Here is a 17,407-nt window from a genome sequence, read left to right on the forward strand (position 1 = left end):
GGGGTCCACCCCCTGGAGGACGGGACGGGCAGGGGCGGCGGGGGCGACAAGCGTCCCCGCCGCCCCCGCCGCGCTACGCCAGCCCGGGACCCCGCACCGGAATCGACGTGAACGTCGGAGCCGGAGCCGGATCCTGGAAGAAGTCGTTGCCCTTGTCGTCCACGACGACGAACGCCGGGAAGTCCTCGACCTCGATCTTCCAGACGGCCTCCATGCCGAGCTCCTCGTACTCGACGACCTCGACCTTCTTGATGCAGTCCTGGGCGAGACGCGCGGCAGGCCCGCCGATGGAGCCGAGGTAGAAGCCGCCGTGCGCGTCGCACGCGTCGGTGACCTGCTTGCTGCGGTTGCCCTTGGCGAGCATCACCTTGGAACCGCCCGCCGCCTGGAACTGCTCGACGTAGGAGTCCATCCGCCCGGCCGTGGTCGGACCGAAGGAACCGGACGCGTACCCCTCGGGGGTCTTGGCCGGGCCGGCGTAGTACACCGGGTGGTCCTTCAGGTACTGCGGCATCTCCTCACCCGCGTCCAGCCGCTCCTTGATCTTGGCGTGCGCGATGTCACGGGCGACGACCAGCGGGCCGGTGAGCGAGAGACGGGTCTTGACCGGGTACCTGGTCAACTCGGCGAGGATCTCGTCCATCGGCTGGTTGAGGTCGATGCGGACGACGTCGTCGCCGTCGGACTCCAGGTGCTCGTCCGTCGTCTCCGGCAGGAACCGCGCCGGGTCGGTCTCCAGCTGCTCCAGGAAGACGCCCTCGGCGGTGATCTTCGCGACGGCCTGCCGGTCGGCGGAGCAGGAGACGGCGATGGCGACCGGACAGGACGCGCCGTGCCGCGGCAGCCGGATCACCCGCACGTCGTGGCAGAAGTACTTGCCGCCGAACTGCGCGCCGATGCCGATCTTCTGGGTCAGCTCGAAGACCTTCTGCTCCAGGTCCTTGTCCCGGAAGCCGTGCCCGAGCTCCGAGCCCTCGGCGGGGATCTCGTCCAGGTAGTGCGCGGAAGCGTACTTGGCGGTCTTCAGCGCGTACTCGGCGCTCGTACCGCCCACCACGATCGCCAGGTGGTACGGCGGGCACGCGGCCGTCCCGAGCGAACGGATCCTGGCCTCCAGGAACTTCATCATGGAGGCCTCGTTCAGGACGGCCTTCGTCTCCTGGTACAGGAACGACTTGTTGGCGGAGCCGCCGCCCTTCGCCATGAAGAGGAACTTGTAGGCGCCGCCGTCGGTGGCGTACAGCTCGACCTGGGCCGGCAGGTTCGACCCGGTGTTCTTCTCGTCCCACATGGTGAGCGGAGCCATCTGCGAGTAGCGCAGGTTGAGCCGGGTGTAGGCGTCGAAGATGCCGTGCGAGAGGTGCTTCTCGTCCTCGCCCGAGGTGAGCACGTTCTGTCCGCGCTTGCCCATGACGATCGCCGTGCCGGTGTCCTGGCACATCGGCAGTACGCCGGCCGCCGCGATGTTCGCGTTCTTCAGCAGGTCGAGCGCGACGAACTTGTCGTTGCCCGACGCCTCCGGGTCGTCGATGATCCGGCGGAGCTGTGCGAGGTGGGCCGGGCGCAGGTAGTGCTGGATGTCGTGGATCGCCTCCTCGGCGAGCTTGCGCAGCGCCTCCGGCTCCACCCTGAGGAACGTCCGCCCGTCCGGTCCCTCGACGGTGGACACACCCTCGGAGGTCACCAGCCGGTACGGGGTGGTGTCCTCGCCCTGGGGGAGCAGATCGGTGTACGCGAACGCTGGGCGGGGCGGGGGGGAACTACTCGGCATCTCAGCCCATTCCTCACTCTGACGGACGGCCGCCCGCCGACGCTGGCGGGCGCTCTCCAGCGTAGAACCTGCCACTGACGGGGAGCCTGTGAGGTAAGGCTCAGTTCGGGGCCGTACGGGTTTTCCACAGGTCGCGACGAAGGGTAGTCGCGATCTATCGCGTTTCGGTACGCTGCTGCCGTGGACCTTCAGAAGCAGACCGTTCAGGAGCACGCCGGGGCACCGGTCGCCGAGCTGCGCGCATCGGACGCCGACCGTGACCGCATCGCCGACATCCTGCGGGAGGCCCTCGCCGAGGGGCGCCTGACCGCGGACGAGCACGCCGAGCGCGTGGAGGGGGTGCTGAACGCCAAGACGGTGGGCGAGCTGGAGGTCTTCATACGGGACCTGCCCGCGGCCCACGCCCACCCGGCCGGCCCGGCCTACACCCCGGTGCCGCCCCGGCCGACGCCCGGCTCGATCCCCGTCGAGGCGGACAGCAACGTGGTGGCCGTCTTCAGCAGCGCCCGCCGCCGGGGGCGCTGGCGGGCCGGCCGCAGGCTGCACGCCTACGCGGTCTTCGGCTCCATCGAGATCGACCTCACCGAGGCGATCTTCGAGTACCAGCAGGTCGTCATCAAGGCGATCTCGGTCTTCGGCGACGTCCAGATCCGCGTCCCGGAGAACGTGTCGCTGCGCGGCACCGGCGGCGGCGTGCTGGGCAACTTCGAGGCGGACACACTGGATTCGGTCGACTCCGACGCGCCGGTCGTCTACATCGACGGGTGGGCCGTCCTCGGCAACGTGGAGGCGCGGCCCAAGCGCGGAAAGCTCATCGAGGACATCCTGGACCGGGTTCAGGACAAGGTCGACCGGAAGTTGCGCAAACACCTGGACCGTTGACGGTCGCGAATCACTCCTTGCCCAGCGGCCTCAGGGGTCGTGAACAAGCCGACGGGGTACGGCTGTTGAGGACGCTGTGCATAGGCCTGCGCACAGCGGGTAGGCCTTGCTGCATCGTCTCTCGCTCGCGAAGCCGTCGTCAGGAGTAGACCCGTGCTGCAACCGCCGCATTCGTCCCCGCAGGTAGCTGCCGTTCCGGCCCAGCGGGTGCCAGTGCGGGACAGGGACCAAGACGCCCCCTGGCACACCGAGGCGGTGTGCCGGCGCGACGAGGCAGGCCTGTTCTTCGCACCCTCCAAGGAGCCAACCGCCGCCCGGCTGTCCCGGGAGGAGGCGGCCAAGCGGGTCTGTGCCCGCTGCCCGGTGATGGTCGAGTGCCGCGAACACGCGCTGCTCCAGCCCGAGCCCTACGGCGTCTGGGGCGGCCTCACGGCAGCGGAACGCCGTGTGGTCCTGGCCCGCCGCAGGCGCCGCGACATGGAACTGAAGAAGGCGGCGAGGGCGGCGGCCGCCAACCGCATAGCCCAGGCAGGCTGACGAAAAGGCGCCCTCTCCGCACAGAGGGCGCCTTCGTGCTGCCCTGGGGGGGCAACGCGCCCCTCAAGGGGCGCGGGGAACTGCGCGACCAGCCCCCGCGCACCCGCAGCCGCGCACGACCGGCAGTCCCTCCTCCCCCGGGCGCTACTTCGCCTTGTCGAAATCGACCGTGCTGTAGGCGCGCAGCTTCCGCAGCCGGTGCTCGGAGTCGATCCGCCGCACCGTCCCCGACTTCGACCGCATCACGATGGACTCGGTCAGCGCGGTCTCCGACCGGTACCGCACGCCCCGCAGCAGCTCGCCGTCCGTGATGCCGGTGGCGACGAAGAACACGTTCTCCCCGGTCACCAGGTCCTCGGTGGTCAGGACCCGGTCCAGGTCGTGCCCGGCGTCGAGCGCCCGCTGCCGCTCCTCGTCGTCCTTGGGCCACAGCTTGCCCTGGATGGTCCCGCCCAGGCACTTCACCGCGCACGCCGAGATGATGCCCTCGGGCGTGCCGCCGATCCCGAGCAGCATGTCGACGCCGGTGCCCTCGCGCAGCGCGTAGATCGACCCGGCGACGTCACCGTCGGAGATCAGCTTGATGCGCGCGCCGGCCTCCCGGATCTCCTTGATGATCCCTTCGTGCCGCGGCCGGTCGAGGATGACGACGGTCACGTCCTCCGGCGTGGCCCGCTTCGCCTTGGCGACCCGCCGGATGTTGACGGAGACGGGCGCGTTGATGTCGACGAAGTCCGCCGCCTCCGGGCCCGTGACCAGCTTGTCCATGTAGAAGACGGCGGACGGGTCGAACATGGCCCCGCGCTCGGCCGCGGCCAGCACGGCGATCGCGTTGGGCATGCCCTTCGCGGTCAGCGTCGTCCCGTCGATCGGGTCGACGGCGATGTCGACCTCGGGTCCGGTGCCGTCACCGATGCGCTCCCCGTTGAAGAGCATCGGGGCCTCGTCCTTCTCGCCCTCGCCGATGACGACCACGCCGTTCATCGACACGGTGGAGACGAGGGTCCGCATCGCGCGCACCGCGGCGCCGTCGGCGCCGTTCTTGTCGCCGCGGCCCACCCAGCGTCCCGCGGCCATCGCGGCGGCTTCGGTCACCCGGACGAGCTCCAGGGCGAGGTTGCGGTCGGGGGCTTCGGAGGGGACATCGAGCTCGGACGGCAGGTGATGATGATTCTCGGTCATCGGAGCGCACCTTTCTGATACGACGACGGCCGGATGAGGGTTTCCCGTCGACTCTATCGCCAGGCTGACAAAATGAGCAGGGGACCCCACGGATGAGCGCAGCGGGCACCTGCGACGATAGGGGACGTGGCAGGCACGAACGGCAAGCAGAAGACGGTCCGGGACATGATTCTCTCCCTGGCCCTGATCGGTCTCGCGGCGGGCTTCATCTACTTCCTGGTCCCGCACGACGATCACGCTCCCGACCTCCCGAGGGTGGACTACCGGGTCGAGCTGCTGACGGCACGACGCGCGGCGAGTTACCCGGTGGCGGCGCCCGAGGGCCTGTCCGGCGGCTGGAAGGCCACCTCGGTCCGCTTCCAGGGCGAGGACGGGGACCGCTGGCACCTCGGCTACCAGACCCCCGACGGTCAGTACGTCCAGATCGAGCAGTCCACTCAGAAGCGCGCGGACTTCATCGACGACGCCAGCCAGGGTGCGTCGGCCACGAAGACGACCGAGAAGATCGGCGACCGCACCTGGACGCACTACACGGGCGGCCGCTACGACGCGCTGGTGCTGGACGGCACCTCCGGCTCGACCACGGTGGTGGCCGGCACGGCCTCCTTCACCCAGCTGACGAAGATGGCGGCGGCGCTGAAGATGTCCTGACGCGCGCGTCGCGAGGCGAACACGAGAGGCCCCCGACGCCGGGGGCCTCTCGTGGCTCTGCCTGAGCTCCGCGGCGCACTCCGCGGCGAGCTGTGCGGCGTGGCTCAGACGGTCGTGACGACGTCGTCGTAGGCCAGGCGCGGGCCGCGCGGGAACCAGGCGTCCGGGCCCGGCCTGCCGATGTTGACGACGGCGAACGGGGTGTGGTCGTCGTCCAGGAACTCCTTCTGGACGCCCGCGAAGTCGACGCCGGTCATCGGGCCGGCGGCGAGACCGGCGGCGCGGATGCCGATGATGAAGTAGGCGGCCTGGAGGGCGGCGTTCAGGGCCGCGCTGCCCTCACGCACCGCGCGGTCGCCGAAGACCGCGTCCTTGGCCTGCGGGAAGTGCGGGAAGAGCTCCGGCAGCTCCTCGTGGAACTCGTTGTCCGCGGCGAGGATCGCGACCAGCGGGGCGGTGGCGGTCTTCTTCTGGTTGCCCTCGGACATGTGCCGGACCAGGCGCTCACGGGCCTCGGGGGAGCGGACCAGGACCACGCGCAGCGGCGACTGGTTCATGGAGGTCGGACCGAACTTGATCAGGTCGTAGATCGCCTGCACCTGCTCGTCGGTCACCGGCTCGTCGGTGAAGGTGTTGGCGGTGCGGGCCTCGCGGAACAGCAGGTCCTGAGCGGTGGGGTCGAGAACGAGAGACATCTTGAACTTCCTAGAGGTCGCGTCGCGATACACATCCGGACCATGGTCCGGATAGGTTGACGGCACGACCATACGCGCGACGAGATTCAACATTCAACAAAAACCGGACCGTGGTGATCCGCCTCACACGGGCGGCGTTCCTCAGCCCTCTCCCGCCTCCTCTTCTTCCTCCTCCTCGGTGAGCGCGGCGTCCAGCCGGGCCCGCGCCCCCTCCAGCCATCGCCGGCACACCTTGGCCAGCTCCTCGCCCCGCTCCCAGAGCGCGAGGGACTCCTCGAGACTCGTTCCGCCCGCCTCCAGCCGCCGCACCGTCTCGATCAGCTCGTCCCGCGCCTGCTCGTAGGAGAGCGTCTCCTCCGTCTTGCCGCTCATGCTCATGCGCCCACCTCTCTCATCCGCCCGTACGACATGGCTCTAGCCGTCCACCCGCACCGTGAACTCCCCGTCCGCGACCCGCGCCCGCAACGCCTCGCCCGGCCCGACGTCCTCCGGGTGCCGCACCACATGGCCGTCGCCCTTCTGCAGCACGGCGTAACCGCGCCGCAGCGTGGCGGCGGGGGAGAGGGCCACCACGCGTGCGTGCGTGTGCGTCAGCTCGGAGTCGGCACGGTCGAGCAGATGCCCGAGCGTGCGCCGTGAACGGTCGACCAGCGCGGCGACGTGATCGGCCCGCTCGTCGACCATCCGGTGCGGATCCTCCATGGCCGGCCGCGCGAGCGCCTGCGCCAGCCCCCGCTCCTCCCGCGCCACGAGCCCGTCGACACACCGCCGGGCCCGGTCCCGCAGCATCCGCACCCGCTCCAGCTCCTCACCCACATCCGGTACGACCTTCTTCGCGGCGTCGGTGGGGGTGGACGCGCGCAGGTCGGCGACGTGGTCGAGCAGCGGATTGTCGGGTTCGTGCCCGATGGCGGACACCACGGGCGTACGACACCCGGCGACCGCCCGTACCAACTGCTCGTCGGAGAACGGCAGCAGATCCTCCACGCTGCCGCCACCGCGGGCGACGATGATCACATCCACCTCCTCGATCGCGTCGAGCTCCTTCACGGCCTGCACGACCTGCGGCACCGCGTGCACGCCCTGCACCGGCACGTTCCGCACCTCGAACCGCACCGCCGGCCACCGGCGCCGGGCGTTCTCCAGCACGTCCCGCTCGGCCGCCGAGGCCCGCCCGCACACCAGCCCGATCAACTGCGGCAGGAACGGCAACGGCTTCTTCCGCGCGGCGGCGAACAGCCCCTCGGCGGTCAGCGCCTTCTTGAGCATCTCCAGCCGGGCCAGCAGCTCCCCGACCCCGACCGGCCTTATCTCGGCGGCCCGCAGGGACAGCTGCCCACGCGGCGCGTACCACTCCGGTTTCGCGTGGACGACGACCCGGGCCCCCTCGCCGACCACGTCGGCGACGGCGTCGAACACCTGCCGATAACAGGTGACGCCGATCGAGATGTCGTGCGAGGGGTCCCGCAACGTCAGGAACACGACACCTGCCCCCGGCCGCCGCGAGAGCTGCGTGATCTGCCCCTCGACCCAGACGGCCCCGAGCCGGTCGATCCACCCCCCGATCAGCCGCGAGACCTCCCCCACCGGAACGGGGGCCTCGGCGGACGTGTTCATAGCCATGCGGCGAGACTAACGGCGCGCACTGACAGGACCGCCACTCACCAGCCCGTCCGGCGTTCGAGGACGAGGCCGTCCAGTCCGAAGCGGGGGTCCGGGGGCGGCATGACGCGGCCTTACGATGGGTGCCATGACCGCTTCGCCTGGCCGCCGTGTCCTGCTCGCCGCCCCCCGTGGCTACTGCGCGGGTGTGGACCGCGCCGTGATCGCCGTCGAGAAGGCCCTGGAGCAGTACGGGGCCCCGATCTATGTCCGGCACGAGATCGTCCACAACAAGTACGTCGTGCAGACCCTGGAGAGGAAGGGCGCGATCTTCGTCGAGCGGACCGAGGAGGTCCCGCCGGGGAACATCGTGATGTTCTCCGCGCACGGCGTCGCCCCCGTCGTCCACGAGGAGGCCGAGCGCGGCCGCCTCGCCACCATCGACGCCACCTGCCCGCTGGTCACCAAGGTCCACAAGGAAGCCGTCCGCTTCGCGAACGACGACTACGACATCCTCCTGATCGGCCACGAGGGCCACGAGGAGGTCATCGGCACCTCCGGCGAGGCCCCCGACCACATCCAGCTGGTCGACGGCCCGGCGGACGTCGCCAAGGTCGAGGTCCGCGACGAGTCCAAGGTCGTCTGGCTCTCCCAGACCACCCTCTCCGTGGACGAGACGATGGAGACCGTCGACGCCCTGAAGGAGAAGTTCCCGCAGCTGATCTCCCCGCCCAGCGACGACATCTGCTACGCCACGCAGAACCGCCAGCTCGCCGTGAAGCAGATGGGCGCCGAGGCCGAGCTGGTCATCGTGGTCGGCTCCCGCAACTCCTCCAACTCCAAGCGGCTGGTGGAGGTCGCCAAGCTGGCCGGCTCCCGCGACGCCTACCTGGTCGACTTCGCGAGCGAGATCGACGAGGCATGGCTGGAGGGCGTGACGACCGTCGGCGTCACCTCCGGCGCCTCCGTACCCGAGGTGCTGGTCGAGCAGGTCCTGGAGTGGCTCGCCGAGCGCGGCTACGGCGACGTCGAGATCGTCAAGGCGGCCGAGGAGTCCATCGTCTTCTCGCTCCCCAAGGAACTCCGCCGTGACCTGCGCGAAGAGGCCGCCACCCTGGTCGCCGAGCGCGGCGGCAGCGGCGCCGGGGCATGAGGTCCGTCCGTACGACGGTGTGACCGCGGCGCCGTCCGACGTCGTGACTGTCAGTCGTACGACGTAACGTGGAGCCATGCAGATCTTCGGTGTGGACATCGGTGGTTCAGGGATCAAGGGCGCTCCCGTGGACCTGGACAAGGGCGACCTGGCCCAGGAGCGGTGCAAGGTGCTCACCCCGCACCCGGCGACGCCGGACGGCGTCGCCGACGGGGTCAAGCAGGTCGTCGACCACTTCGGGTGGCGTGGCCCGGTCGGGCTCACCTTCCCGGGAGTGGTCACCGACGGCACGCACATCCGCACGGCGGCGAACGTCGACAAGAGCTGGATCGACACCGACGCGCGCACGCTGTTCAGCGAGCGGCTCGGCGGCCTCCCGGTGACCGTGGTCAACGACGCGGACGCGGCGGGCGTGGCCGAGATCGAGTTCGGCGCCGGCCGGGACCGCAAGGGCGTGGTCGTCCTGCTCACCTTCGGCACCGGCATCGGCAGCGCCCTGTTCGTCGACGGCGAGCTGGTCCCCAACACCGAGCTGGGCCACCTGGAGCTGGACGGGCACGACGCGGAGAAGAAGGCCTCCAGCAAGGCCAAGGAGGACCACGACCTCAGCTGGGAGCAGTGGGCGCAGCGGGTCGACAAGTACCTGGCGCACGTCGAGATGCTCTTCACCCCGGACCTGTTCATCATCGGCGGCGGGGTGAGCCGCAAGGCCGACAAGTTCCTGCCGTACATCGGCGGCATCAAGGCCGAGATCGTCCCGGCCCAGCTGCAGAACAACGCGGGGATCGTGGGCGCCGCGATGCGCGCGGCCCACCACGCCAGATAGCCGACGGCACCGAGGACACGGCCCGCGGGCCGGGGTCAGGCCCTGCGGCGGCGCCGGATCAGGCCCTGCGGCGGCGCCGGATCAGCCGGATCCGGCGGACGACGACGACCGCTCCGGCGATCAGCGTCCCGCCGTAGAGCCAGCCGGCCTGCGTGGACAGGGCCGTCACCAGGCCCATCACCTCGCCGAGGAAACCGCCGCCGCCGTCGTCGGCGACCGCCACCAGACCGACGGCGAAGGCGATCGGGACGACGACGGGGGCGGTCAGCAGGTCGCCCCCGCGCACCCACACCGCGGTGAGCGCGGACACCGGCAGGGACAGCACGCCGTACACGGTCAGGGACGCCCCGAAGAGCAGGTCGTCCAGGAGGCCGAGCACGAGCATCGCGGCCATGCAGAAGAGGCCGCAGCCCAGCCCCGTGAGCCGGGGGTTCGGCAGCCGAGCGGGCCCCGCCACCGGCGCCGGACGCGGCCGTCCCGGAGCGGGCCGGCGCTCGGCCGTCGCCGGCCGCCGGGTCGCCTGCGGCGGCAGCGGCGCGCGGGGGGCACCACGGCTCGGTCCGTGCTGTCGGGGTCGGGTCCTGCGTTGCTCCATCGGACCAACTTAGGTCGGTTTATGTGCCCAGTCGGGGCCCAGACACGCCGAAACCAAGCCGAAGAGCAGAGCTTGTCCAGGTGTTCGACGCGGCCGCCGGCCGAGGGCCGTGAACCCCGTAAACTGGTGGATCGGCCGGCCCGCCGGCACTGGCAGCCCCTGGCCCACTCACCCTCTCACTCCGGGAAGTCGCAACGTGTCGCTCACGATCGGAATCGTCGGCCTGCCCAATGTCGGCAAGTCGACCCTGTTCAACGCCCTGACCAAGAACGACGTGCTGGCGGCCAACTACCCGTTCGCCACGATCGAGCCCAACGTGGGTGTGGTCGGCGTCCCCGACGCCCGCCTCGCCCAGCTGGCGTCGATCTTCAAGTCGGAGCGCATCCTGCCGGCCACGGTCGACTTCGTGGACATCGCGGGCATCGTGCGCGGTGCCTCCGAGGGCGAGGGCCTGGGCAACAAGTTCCTCGCGAACATCCGTGAGTCCGACGCGATCTGCCAGGTCATCCGTGCCTTCAAGGACGAGAACGTCGTGCACGTCGACGGCAAGGTCTCGCCGAAGGACGACATCGAGACGATCAACACCGAGCTGATCCTCGCCGACCTCCAGACCATCGAGAAGGTCCTGCCGCGTCTCCAGAAGGAGTCGCGCATCAAGAAGGACGTGGCTCCCAAGGTCAAGGCGGTGGAGGAGGCCAAGGAGATCCTGGAGAAGGGCGACACGCTGTTCTCCCAGGGCATCCTCCAGGGCTCGGACCGCGCCGAGCTCCTGCACGACCTGCACCTGCTCACCACCAAGCCGTTCCTCTACGTCTTCAACGTCGACGAGGACGAGCTGACCGACGACACCTTCAAGGCCGAGCAGCGCGCCCTGGTCGCCCCCGCCGAGGCGATCTTCCTCAACGCCAAGCTGGAGCAGGACCTCGCCGAGCTCGACGAGGAGGACGCCCTGGAGCTCCTGGAGTCGGTCGGCGCCGAGGAGCCCGGCCTCGCCACCCTCGCCCGCGTCGGCTTCGACACCCTCGGCCTCCAGACCTACCTCACGGCCGGCCCCAAGGAGTCCCGCGCCTGGACCATCAAGAAGGGCGCCACGGCCCCCGAGGCGGCCGGCGTGATCCACACCGACTTCCAGAAGGGCTTCATCAAGGCCGAGGTCATCTCCTTCGCCGACCTGGTCGAAACCGGCTCGGTCCCCGAGGCCCGCGCCAAGGGCAAGGCCCGCATGGAGGGCAAGGACTACGTCATGCAGGACGGCGACGTGGTGGAGTTCCGCTTCAACGTCTAGTCGAAAGTCCGAGTGCTCGCCGGGCTTTTGGAGAGTTCAGGTCAGAAGGGGTTCGTCCGCCAGGGCGGGCCCCTTTTTCGGTGGTCTGGAGGCAACCGCCTCCCGGGGCCCGCTGGGGCGGGCCTCGATTCCGATTCGAGGCTGCGCGCGCACAGTTCCCCACACCGCTGCGCCGCCCGGAGGCCGGAGCGGAGTCACGGACCTGGGGGCACCTTGCGCATCATCGACCTGTCGTCGCCGATCGACGCGGACGGCTGGGAACCCGACCCGATCCGCCACGAGATCATGACGCCCGCGGAGGGCGCCGTGCACATGAGCGAGGAGATGAAGAAGCACTTCGCGCTGGAATTCGATCCCGCCGTACTGCCCGGGGGCGAACTGCTCTCGCTCGACACGCTGACGCTCACCAGCCACACCGGCACCCACGTGGACGCGCCCTCGCACTACGGCTCGGTCGGCGCGTACGGCACGCCCCGGAACATCGACGAGATGCCGCTGGACTGGTTCTTCCGGCCCGGCCTGCTGCTGGACGTGAGCGACGTCGGCACCGGCGTCATCGGCGTCGACCGGATCGAGGCGGAACTGGCCCGGACCGGCTGCCGGCCCGAGCCCTTCGACATCGTCCTGCTGCGTACCGGCGCGGACCGGTACGCGGGCACCCCGGACTACTTCACCCGGTTCGCCGGCCTGGACGGCCCGGCCACGGACTTCCTGCTCGACCTCGGTGTGCGGGTGATCGGAACCGATGCCTGGAGCCTCGACGCGCCGTTCGGATACATGATCGAGAAGTACCGGGAGACGGGCGACCCCGCGGTGCTGTGGCCGGCCCACTTCGCGGGGCGGCGCCGGGAGTACTGCCAGATAGAGCGGCTGAACCGGCTCGACACTCTGCCCGGACCGAGCGGCTTCCGGGTCGTCTGCTTCCCGGTGAAGATCAAACGCGGCGGAGCGGGCTGGACCCGGGCCGTGGCGCTGGTGGACGCATGAGCCGACCCGGCCACCTGCGCTCGTCCCGGCGGACGGCCGGCACCGGGCGGTTACGGCTGTTCTGCTTCCCGCACGCCGGCGCGGGGGGCTCCTGCTTCGTCCGCTGGCAGGGCGTGCTCGGGGACGTCGCCGAGATCGTGCCGGTACCGCTGCCCGGCAGGGGCGGCAGAGCCCGCGAGCCCCGCATCACCACCCCCGAGCGGCTCCTGCCCCTGCTCCTGGAACGGCTCGGGCCGCTCCTCGACCGCCCTTTCATGCTGTACGGGCACAGCCTCGGCGGCCATGTCGCGCACGCGTTCGCACAGGCGGTGGCGGCCTCGGGCCTCGCCCTGCCCGAACGCGTCGTCCTGGGCGCCGTACTGCCGCCGCACCGGCCCTCGCCGCTGCTGCCCCCCTCGCCCGCCCCGCCGTCCGACGAGGAACTGCTGGGGCGTCTCGTGGCGCACGGGATGCTGCCGCCGGCCGCGCTGGAGGCGTCCGCGGGAGGGATCTGGCGGCGCAGCACCCTGCCCGCACTCCGGGACGACCTCAGGCTCTCCGAGGCGCTCCGTACCCGCGGCACCGGCCCGCTCACCGCGCCCGTGCTGGCCGTCGCCGGGTCCCGGGACACGGTGGCACCCGCCGCATGGGTCGCGGAGTGGCGACGGTACGCGCCCACGGGATTCGCCCTGCGGACGGTGCCCGGCGGCCATCTGTTCCTCCGCGAACGGCAGGTGCCGGAGCTGCTCCGGGGAGAGATCCAGCGCCTGACAGGCGGGTTCCGCTGCGGGTCGAGCACGAATTGAGGGTCTCGGCGCACCGTCGACCCCACAGAGAACCGAGCAGAGGGGAAAGGCCCGTGAAGACAGCGCGCGTCCGTCGGCACAGTCGGGCGGCCAGGCCGCAGGCCGGGCGGACAGGCGGTCGCCGATGAACAGGCGGGTGGCCATCACCGGCATCGGCGTCGTCGCGCCGGGAGGCGGCGGAGGGACCGAGGCCTTCTGGTCGCTGTTGTCCGAGGGCCGTACCGCCACCCGGGCGATATCCCTGTTCGACGCCGCCTCGTTCCGCTCCCGGATCGCGGCCGAGGTGGATTTCGACGCCGCCGCGGCGGGCCTGACCCCTCAGCAGGTCAGGCGTATGGACCGGGCGGCCCAGTTCGCCGTGGTCAGTGCCCGGGAAGCGGTCCTCGACAGCGGTCTGGACACCGGAGCGCTGGACCCGCACCGGGTCGGGGTCACCATCGGAAGCGCGGTGGGCGCCACCACCGGCCTGGACGTCGAGTACGACGTGGTCAGCGACGGCGGCGCGCGCTGGCACGTCGACCACGAGTACGCCGTGCCCCACCTGTTCGGCTACTTCGTGCCCAGCTCCTTCGCCGCCGAGGTGGCCTGGGCCGTGCACGCGCAGGGCCCGACCGCGCTGGTGTCGACCGGCTGCACCTCGGGGCTGGACGCCGTCGGACACGCCGTGGAGCTGATCAGGGAGGGCAGCGCCGACGTGATGATCGCGGGGGCGACCGACGCCCCCATCTCCCCGATCTCCGTGGCCTGCTTCGACGCGATCAAGGCGACCACACCGCGCAACGACGACGCCGAGCACGCCTCCCGCCCCTTCGACCGCACCCGCAACGGCTTCGTGCTCGGGGAGGGTTCGGCGGTGTTCGTGCTGGAGGAGCTGGAGAACGCACGTGCCCGGGGGGCCCACGTCTACGCGGAGATCGCCGGCTTCGCCTCCCGCAGCAACGCCTACCACATGACCGGTCTCCGCCCGGACGGCGCCGAGATGGCGGAGGCGATCACCGTGGCCCTCGACGAGGCCAGGATCGACGCGGCCGAGGTGGACTACGTCAACGCACACGGCTCCGGCACCAAGCAGAACGACCGGCACGAGACGGCCGCCTTCAAACGCAGTCTGGGACACCACGCCTACCGGACGCCCGTCAGCTCCGTGAAGTCGATGATCGGGCACTCCCTGGGCGCCATCGGATCGCTGGAGATCGCGGCCTCGGCCCTGGCGATGGAGCACGGCCTCATCCCGCCGACCGCCAATCTGCACGAGCCCGACCCCGAGTGCGACCTCGACTACACCCCGCTGGTCGCCCGTGAGGCGCGCGTCGACACGGTGCTGAGCGTCGGCAGCGGATTCGGCGGCTTCCAGAGCGCCATGGTCCTCACCCGGCCCGAACGGAGGCCCGCGTCATGACCGACTCCCGCACCGAGCCGCCGGTCTTCACCGGCATGGGCGTGGCCGCGCCCAACGGCCTGGGCACCGAGGCCTGGTGGCGTGCCACCCTGGAGGGGCGCAGCGGCATCGCCCCCGTCACCCGCTTCGACGCCTCCGGATACCCGGCGACGCTCGCGGGCGAGGTCCCTGGGTTCGACCCGAAGCGGCACATACCGAGTCGGCTGCTGCCGCAGACCGACCACATGACCCGGCTCGCGCTCACCGCTGCCGAGGAGGCGCTGACCGACGCCAAGGCGGACCCGGAGCAGCTGCCCGAGTTCGCCGTCGGCGTGGTCACCGCGGCGTCGGCGGGCGGTTTCGAGTTCGGCCAGCGCGAGTTGCAGGCACTGCGCAGCCAGGGCGGCCAGTACGTCAGCGCGTACCAGTCGTTCGCCTGGTTCTACGCCGTCAACACCGGTCAGATCTCGATCCGGCACGGGCTGCGCGGCCCCAGCGGAGTGCTGGTCACCGAGCAGGCGGGCGGCCTCGACGTGGTCGCCCAGGCCCGCCGCCAGCTGCGCCGGGGCAGCCGCATGATGGTCACCGGCGGCGTGGACGGTGCCATCTGTCCCTGGGGCTGGACCGCCCAGCTCTCCGGCGGGCGGCTGAGCACGGTGGCCGATCCGGCGCGGGCGTACCTGCCGTTCAGCGGCGCGGCCCGCGGCCATGTGCCCGGTGAGGGCGGTGCCATCCTCGTGCTGGAGGACGCCGGTGCCGCCCGCGAGCGCGGCGCCAGGGTCTACGGCCGGCTCTCCGGGTACGCGTCCACCTTCGACCCGGAACCGGGCCGCGAGGGCGAGCCGGGGCTGCGCCGTGCCGCCGAACTCGCCCTGGACGAGGCCGGGCTGGCCCCGCGGGAGATCGACGTGGTCTTCGCCGACGCGGCCGGTCTGCCGGAGCCCGACCGTCAGGAGGCGGCGGCGATCGGCCGTGTCTTCGGCCCGCACGGGGTTCCCGTGACGGCGCCCAAGACGATGACCGGGCGGCTGGCCGCGGGTGGCGCGGCACTGGACCTCGGCGCGGCTCTGCTGACCCTGCGGCACGCGGTGATACCGCCCACCGTGAACGTCGCACGCCCGGCGGACGAGTACGCGCTCGACCTGGTCACGGCCGCGCGCCCCGGGCCGGTCCGAGCCGCTCTGGTGCTCGCCCGCGGCCAGGGCGGGTTCAACGCCGCCGTGGTGGTGACGCAGTAAGGCGCCGACGCACCGCACTGATCCGCAATCCGATCCGCACACCTGACCGAAGGGCCTTGCCATGGCTGAGATGACCCTGCACCAGCTGACCCGTCTGCTGCGCGAGTGCGCGGGCGAGGAGGAGGGGGTGGACCTGGAGGGCGACGTCCTCGACACCCCCTTCACCGATCTGGGATACGACTCCCTGGCGGTCCTCCAGGCCGCCGGCCTCATCGAGCGCGAGTTCGGCATCAGCCTTCCCGACGAGACCATCGCCGAGGCCACCACGCCGCGGCTGCTGCTGGCCTTCGTCAACGAGTCGCCGTCGGCCGCCGCCTGACCCCGGCGCCCGCACGACGCCGTCCGCCCGGAGCGCGGTGAGCTCCGGGCGGACGGCGTCGTGGTGGGCGGGACCGGGTCAGCCGAGGTCGTCGCGGTGGATGAAACGGTGCTTGACCAGCCACCCCTGACCGTCGCGCACCAGCAGGTCGCGGCAGCCGGTGCTGGCGCGCAGTTCGGGGCGGCCGCCGCGCGGTGTCTCCAGCACCTGCGCGTAGCAGGTCACCAGCACCTCGTCCGCGTCCCGCTGCTCCACCGACAGCATGCCCAGCCAGTGCCGGCGCTGGATGCCGCGGGCCGTGTAGCCGTCGACGGCCCGGCGGGCCGCCGTACCGACGGCGGAGCGTCCGACGGCGGGCTTGTCGAACGCGTTGCCGTCGAAGACGCCGTCCTCGGTGAAGGTCTCGGCCCACTTCTCGGCCTCGCCGTCGTCCAGCAACTGCATCTGCCGCGCGTAGAACTGCTGGATGTGCTGGTAGAGCATGGCGAAACCGGGGTCGACGGGGGTCGTGCCGGTGACGGTCATGTGCGGGCCCCTTCCGGGCGGAGACATACCAACGACGTGGCGACGGTTCCGACGATGGTGGGGCCGCGGCCTCCACGTTCCCTCGACGTCCGCTGGAGCGGCCGCCGTCCGCTCCGGGGGCGTCCAGTGCTCTTCGACCCCCGTTCGAGGCCCTCCGGCCACGGTGGACGCCGACGACGTCCAAAGGGGAGTGCTCAAGATGGCGGCAGAGGAACGGCGGGTCGCTCTGATCACGGGAGCCACCAGCGGGATCGGGCTGGCCGTGGCCAGGGACCTGGCGAGGAGCGGCCTGGCCGTCTTCGTCTGCGCCCGGGACGCGGACGCGGTCAAGCGCACCGTGGAGGAACTGCGGGCCGCGGGCTTCGAGGCGGACGGTACGCCGGCGGACGTGCGCGACCTCGACTCGGTGCGGGCGCTGGTGCGTTCCGCCGTCGAGTCGTACGGCCGCCTCGACGTGCTGGTGAACAACGCGGGCCGCAACGGCGGAGGTGTGACCGCCGAGCTCGCCGACGAGCTGTGGTACGACGTGATCGACACCAACCTCAACAGCGTCTTCCTGGTCACCCGGGAGGTGCTCGGGCAGTCCGGGATGCAGGACCGCGGCTGGGGCCGGATCATCAGTATCGCCTCCACCGGCGGCAAGCAGGGAGTGGTGCTCGCGGCGCCCTACTCGGCGTCCAAGCACGGCGTGATCGGCTTCACCAAGGCCGTCGGCAAGGAACTGGCCCAGACCGGGATCACCGTCAACGCGGTGTGCCCCGGCTATGTCGAGACACCCATGGCCCAGCGGGTGCGCTCGGGCTACGCGGCCGCCTGGAACACCACCGAGGAAGACGTGCTGGAGCAGTTCCGGGCGAAGATCCCGCTGGGCCGCTACTCCACCGCGCAGGAGGTGGCCGGTCTCGTCGGCTACCTCGCCACCGACACCGCGGCGTCCATCACCGCGCAGGCGCTCAACGTCTGCGGCGGCCTCGGAAACTACTGACCATCGACCAG

19 protein-coding genes are annotated in these 17,407 nt (G+C 71.1%); 12 read left to right on the forward strand and 7 right to left on the reverse strand.

Annotated elements, in window-relative coordinates; translation table 11 throughout:
* Positions 1-73: 73 nt before the first annotated feature.
* Positions 74-1,771, reverse strand: coding sequence for a fumarate hydratase (locus IEZ11_RS36105; protein ID WP_189267194.1), 1,698 nt, complete (start codon positions 1,769-1,771; stop codon positions 74-76).
* A gap of 180 nt (positions 1,772-1,951) precedes the next feature.
* Between IEZ11_RS36105 and IEZ11_RS36110 the strand changes: the two genes are divergently transcribed.
* Entirely contained in the window at positions 1,952-2,653 is a 702-nt protein-coding gene (locus IEZ11_RS36110; RefSeq protein ID WP_189267195.1) for a DUF1707 SHOCT-like domain-containing protein, read from the forward strand.
* Between the two features lie 153 nt (positions 2,654-2,806).
* Complete coding sequence (locus IEZ11_RS36115) at positions 2,807-3,190, forward strand: WhiB family transcriptional regulator (protein ID WP_189267196.1); 384 nt, start codon at positions 2,807-2,809, stop codon at positions 3,188-3,190.
* A gap of 144 nt (positions 3,191-3,334) precedes the next feature.
* On the opposite strand, the gene glpX is transcribed toward IEZ11_RS36115, so the two are convergent.
* A complete protein-coding gene (gene glpX / locus IEZ11_RS36120) occupies positions 3,335-4,372 on the reverse strand; it encodes a class II fructose-bisphosphatase (protein ID WP_189267197.1) in 1,038 nt (345 codons plus the stop codon).
* A gap of 126 nt (positions 4,373-4,498) precedes the next feature.
* On the opposite strand from glpX, the gene IEZ11_RS36125 reads away from it, so the two are divergent.
* The gene (locus IEZ11_RS36125; RefSeq protein WP_189267198.1) at positions 4,499-5,023 is read left to right on the forward strand and encodes a DUF4245 domain-containing protein; all 525 of its coding nucleotides are present in this window, start codon (positions 4,499-4,501) and stop codon (positions 5,021-5,023) included.
* A 104-nt stretch (positions 5,024-5,127) separates the two neighbouring features.
* On the opposite strand, the gene IEZ11_RS36130 is transcribed toward IEZ11_RS36125, so the two are convergent.
* The 3 genes from IEZ11_RS36130 to xseA form a co-directional block, all read right to left on the reverse strand.
* Entirely contained in the window at positions 5,128-5,718 is a 591-nt protein-coding gene (locus tag IEZ11_RS36130) for a malonic semialdehyde reductase (protein WP_189267199.1), read from the reverse strand.
* 141 nt (positions 5,719-5,859) lie between these two features.
* Positions 5,860-6,090 (reverse strand): exodeoxyribonuclease VII small subunit, encoded by a 231-nt coding sequence (locus IEZ11_RS36135; protein WP_189267200.1) that lies wholly within the window; start codon positions 6,088-6,090, stop codon positions 5,860-5,862.
* 42 nt (positions 6,091-6,132) lie between these two features.
* A complete protein-coding gene (xseA, locus tag IEZ11_RS36140) occupies positions 6,133-7,341 on the reverse strand; it encodes an exodeoxyribonuclease VII large subunit (RefSeq protein WP_189267201.1) in 1,209 nt (402 codons plus the stop codon).
* A gap of 118 nt (positions 7,342-7,459) precedes the next feature.
* Here xseA and IEZ11_RS36145 point away from each other — a divergent pair, with 118 nt between their 5' ends.
* Together IEZ11_RS36145 and ppgK are read left to right on the forward strand one after the other, a co-directional pair.
* A complete protein-coding gene (locus IEZ11_RS36145) occupies positions 7,460-8,473 on the forward strand; it encodes a 4-hydroxy-3-methylbut-2-enyl diphosphate reductase (protein WP_189267202.1) in 1,014 nt (337 codons plus the stop codon).
* A gap of 76 nt (positions 8,474-8,549) precedes the next feature.
* Positions 8,550-9,299, forward strand: coding sequence for a polyphosphate--glucose phosphotransferase (ppgK, locus tag IEZ11_RS36150; RefSeq protein WP_189267203.1), 750 nt, complete (start codon positions 8,550-8,552; stop codon positions 9,297-9,299).
* Between the two features lie 58 nt (positions 9,300-9,357).
* Here the strand turns inward: ppgK and IEZ11_RS36155 are convergent, their stop codons facing one another.
* Entirely contained in the window at positions 9,358-9,894 is a 537-nt protein-coding gene (locus tag IEZ11_RS36155) for a DUF6542 domain-containing protein (protein WP_189267204.1), read from the reverse strand.
* A 196-nt stretch (positions 9,895-10,090) separates the two neighbouring features.
* On the opposite strand from IEZ11_RS36155, the gene ychF reads away from it, so the two are divergent.
* The 6 genes from ychF to IEZ11_RS36185 all read left to right on the forward strand — a co-directional run bounded on the left by ychF (position 10,091) and on the right by IEZ11_RS36185 (position 15,886).
* The gene (gene ychF, locus IEZ11_RS36160; RefSeq protein ID WP_189267205.1) at positions 10,091-11,179 is read left to right on the forward strand and encodes a redox-regulated ATPase YchF; all 1,089 of its coding nucleotides are present in this window, start codon (positions 10,091-10,093) and stop codon (positions 11,177-11,179) included.
* 213 nt (positions 11,180-11,392) lie between these two features.
* Positions 11,393-12,166 (forward strand): cyclase family protein, encoded by a 774-nt coding sequence (locus IEZ11_RS36165; RefSeq protein WP_189267206.1) that lies wholly within the window; start codon positions 11,393-11,395, stop codon positions 12,164-12,166.
* The gene (locus IEZ11_RS36170; RefSeq protein ID WP_189267207.1) at positions 12,163-12,951 is read left to right on the forward strand and encodes a thioesterase II family protein; all 789 of its coding nucleotides are present in this window, start codon (positions 12,163-12,165) and stop codon (positions 12,949-12,951) included. The genes IEZ11_RS36165 and IEZ11_RS36170 overlap by 4 nt, the downstream gene beginning before the upstream one ends.
* Positions 12,952-13,075: 124 nt before the next feature.
* Entirely contained in the window at positions 13,076-14,350 is a 1,275-nt protein-coding gene (locus tag IEZ11_RS36175; RefSeq protein WP_189267208.1) for a beta-ketoacyl-[acyl-carrier-protein] synthase family protein, read from the forward strand.
* Positions 14,347-15,567: a ketosynthase chain-length factor gene (locus IEZ11_RS36180; protein ID WP_189267209.1), complete on the forward strand. Its 1,221-nt coding sequence runs from the start codon at positions 14,347-14,349 to the stop codon at positions 15,565-15,567. Before IEZ11_RS36175 ends, IEZ11_RS36180 begins: the two co-directional genes overlap by 4 nt.
* Positions 15,568-15,628: 61 nt before the next feature.
* On the forward strand, positions 15,629-15,886 hold the full coding sequence (locus IEZ11_RS36185) for an acyl carrier protein (RefSeq protein WP_189267210.1): 258 nt from the start codon (positions 15,629-15,631) through the stop codon (positions 15,884-15,886).
* A 78-nt stretch (positions 15,887-15,964) separates the two neighbouring features.
* On the opposite strand, the gene IEZ11_RS36190 is transcribed toward IEZ11_RS36185, so the two are convergent.
* Complete coding sequence (locus tag IEZ11_RS36190) at positions 15,965-16,411, reverse strand: nuclear transport factor 2 family protein (protein WP_189267211.1); 447 nt, start codon at positions 16,409-16,411, stop codon at positions 15,965-15,967.
* A gap of 199 nt (positions 16,412-16,610) precedes the next feature.
* Here IEZ11_RS36190 and IEZ11_RS36195 point away from each other — a divergent pair, with 199 nt between their 5' ends.
* Complete coding sequence (locus IEZ11_RS36195) at positions 16,611-17,396, forward strand: SDR family NAD(P)-dependent oxidoreductase (protein WP_189267212.1); 786 nt, start codon at positions 16,611-16,613, stop codon at positions 17,394-17,396.
* The last annotated feature ends 11 nt before the right edge of the window (positions 17,397-17,407 follow it).

This window comes from Streptomyces fuscichromogenes, from assembly GCF_014645815.1.
GTDB lineage: Bacteria > Actinomycetota > Actinomycetes > Streptomycetales > Streptomycetaceae > Streptomyces > Streptomyces fuscichromogenes.

What these genes read in the sequence shown, in the direction of transcription:
- IEZ11_RS36105 (WP_189267194.1), bottom strand. Translation starts at nt 1,771, where the DNA reads ATGCCGAGTAGTTCCCCCCCGCCCCGCCCAGCGTTCGCGTACACCGAT.
- glpX (WP_189267197.1), bottom strand. Translation starts at nt 4,372, where the DNA reads ATGACCGAGAATCATCATCACCTGCCGTCCGAGCTCGATGTCCCCTCC.
- IEZ11_RS36130 (WP_189267199.1), bottom strand. Translation starts at nt 5,718, where the DNA reads ATGTCTCTCGTTCTCGACCCCACCGCTCAGGACCTGCTGTTCCGCGAG.
- IEZ11_RS36135 (WP_189267200.1), bottom strand. Translation starts at nt 6,090, where the DNA reads ATGAGCGGCAAGACGGAGGAGACGCTCTCCTACGAGCAGGCGCGGGAC.
- xseA (WP_189267201.1), bottom strand. Translation starts at nt 7,341, where the DNA reads ATGGCTATGAACACGTCCGCCGAGGCCCCCGTTCCGGTGGGGGAGGTC.
- IEZ11_RS36145 (WP_189267202.1), top strand. Translation starts at nt 7,460, where the DNA reads ATGGGTGCCATGACCGCTTCGCCTGGCCGCCGTGTCCTGCTCGCCGCC.
- ppgK (WP_189267203.1), top strand. Translation starts at nt 8,550, where the DNA reads ATGCAGATCTTCGGTGTGGACATCGGTGGTTCAGGGATCAAGGGCGCT.
- IEZ11_RS36155 (WP_189267204.1), bottom strand. Translation starts at nt 9,894, where the DNA reads ATGGAGCAACGCAGGACCCGACCCCGACAGCACGGACCGAGCCGTGGT.
- IEZ11_RS36170 (WP_189267207.1), top strand. Translation starts at nt 12,163, where the DNA reads ATGAGCCGACCCGGCCACCTGCGCTCGTCCCGGCGGACGGCCGGCACC.
- IEZ11_RS36175 (WP_189267208.1), top strand. Translation starts at nt 13,076, where the DNA reads ATGAACAGGCGGGTGGCCATCACCGGCATCGGCGTCGTCGCGCCGGGA.
- IEZ11_RS36180 (WP_189267209.1), top strand. Translation starts at nt 14,347, where the DNA reads ATGACCGACTCCCGCACCGAGCCGCCGGTCTTCACCGGCATGGGCGTG.
- IEZ11_RS36185 (WP_189267210.1), top strand. Translation starts at nt 15,629, where the DNA reads ATGGCTGAGATGACCCTGCACCAGCTGACCCGTCTGCTGCGCGAGTGC.
- IEZ11_RS36190 (WP_189267211.1), bottom strand. Translation starts at nt 16,411, where the DNA reads ATGACCGTCACCGGCACGACCCCCGTCGACCCCGGTTTCGCCATGCTC.
- IEZ11_RS36195 (WP_189267212.1), top strand. Translation starts at nt 16,611, where the DNA reads ATGGCGGCAGAGGAACGGCGGGTCGCTCTGATCACGGGAGCCACCAGC.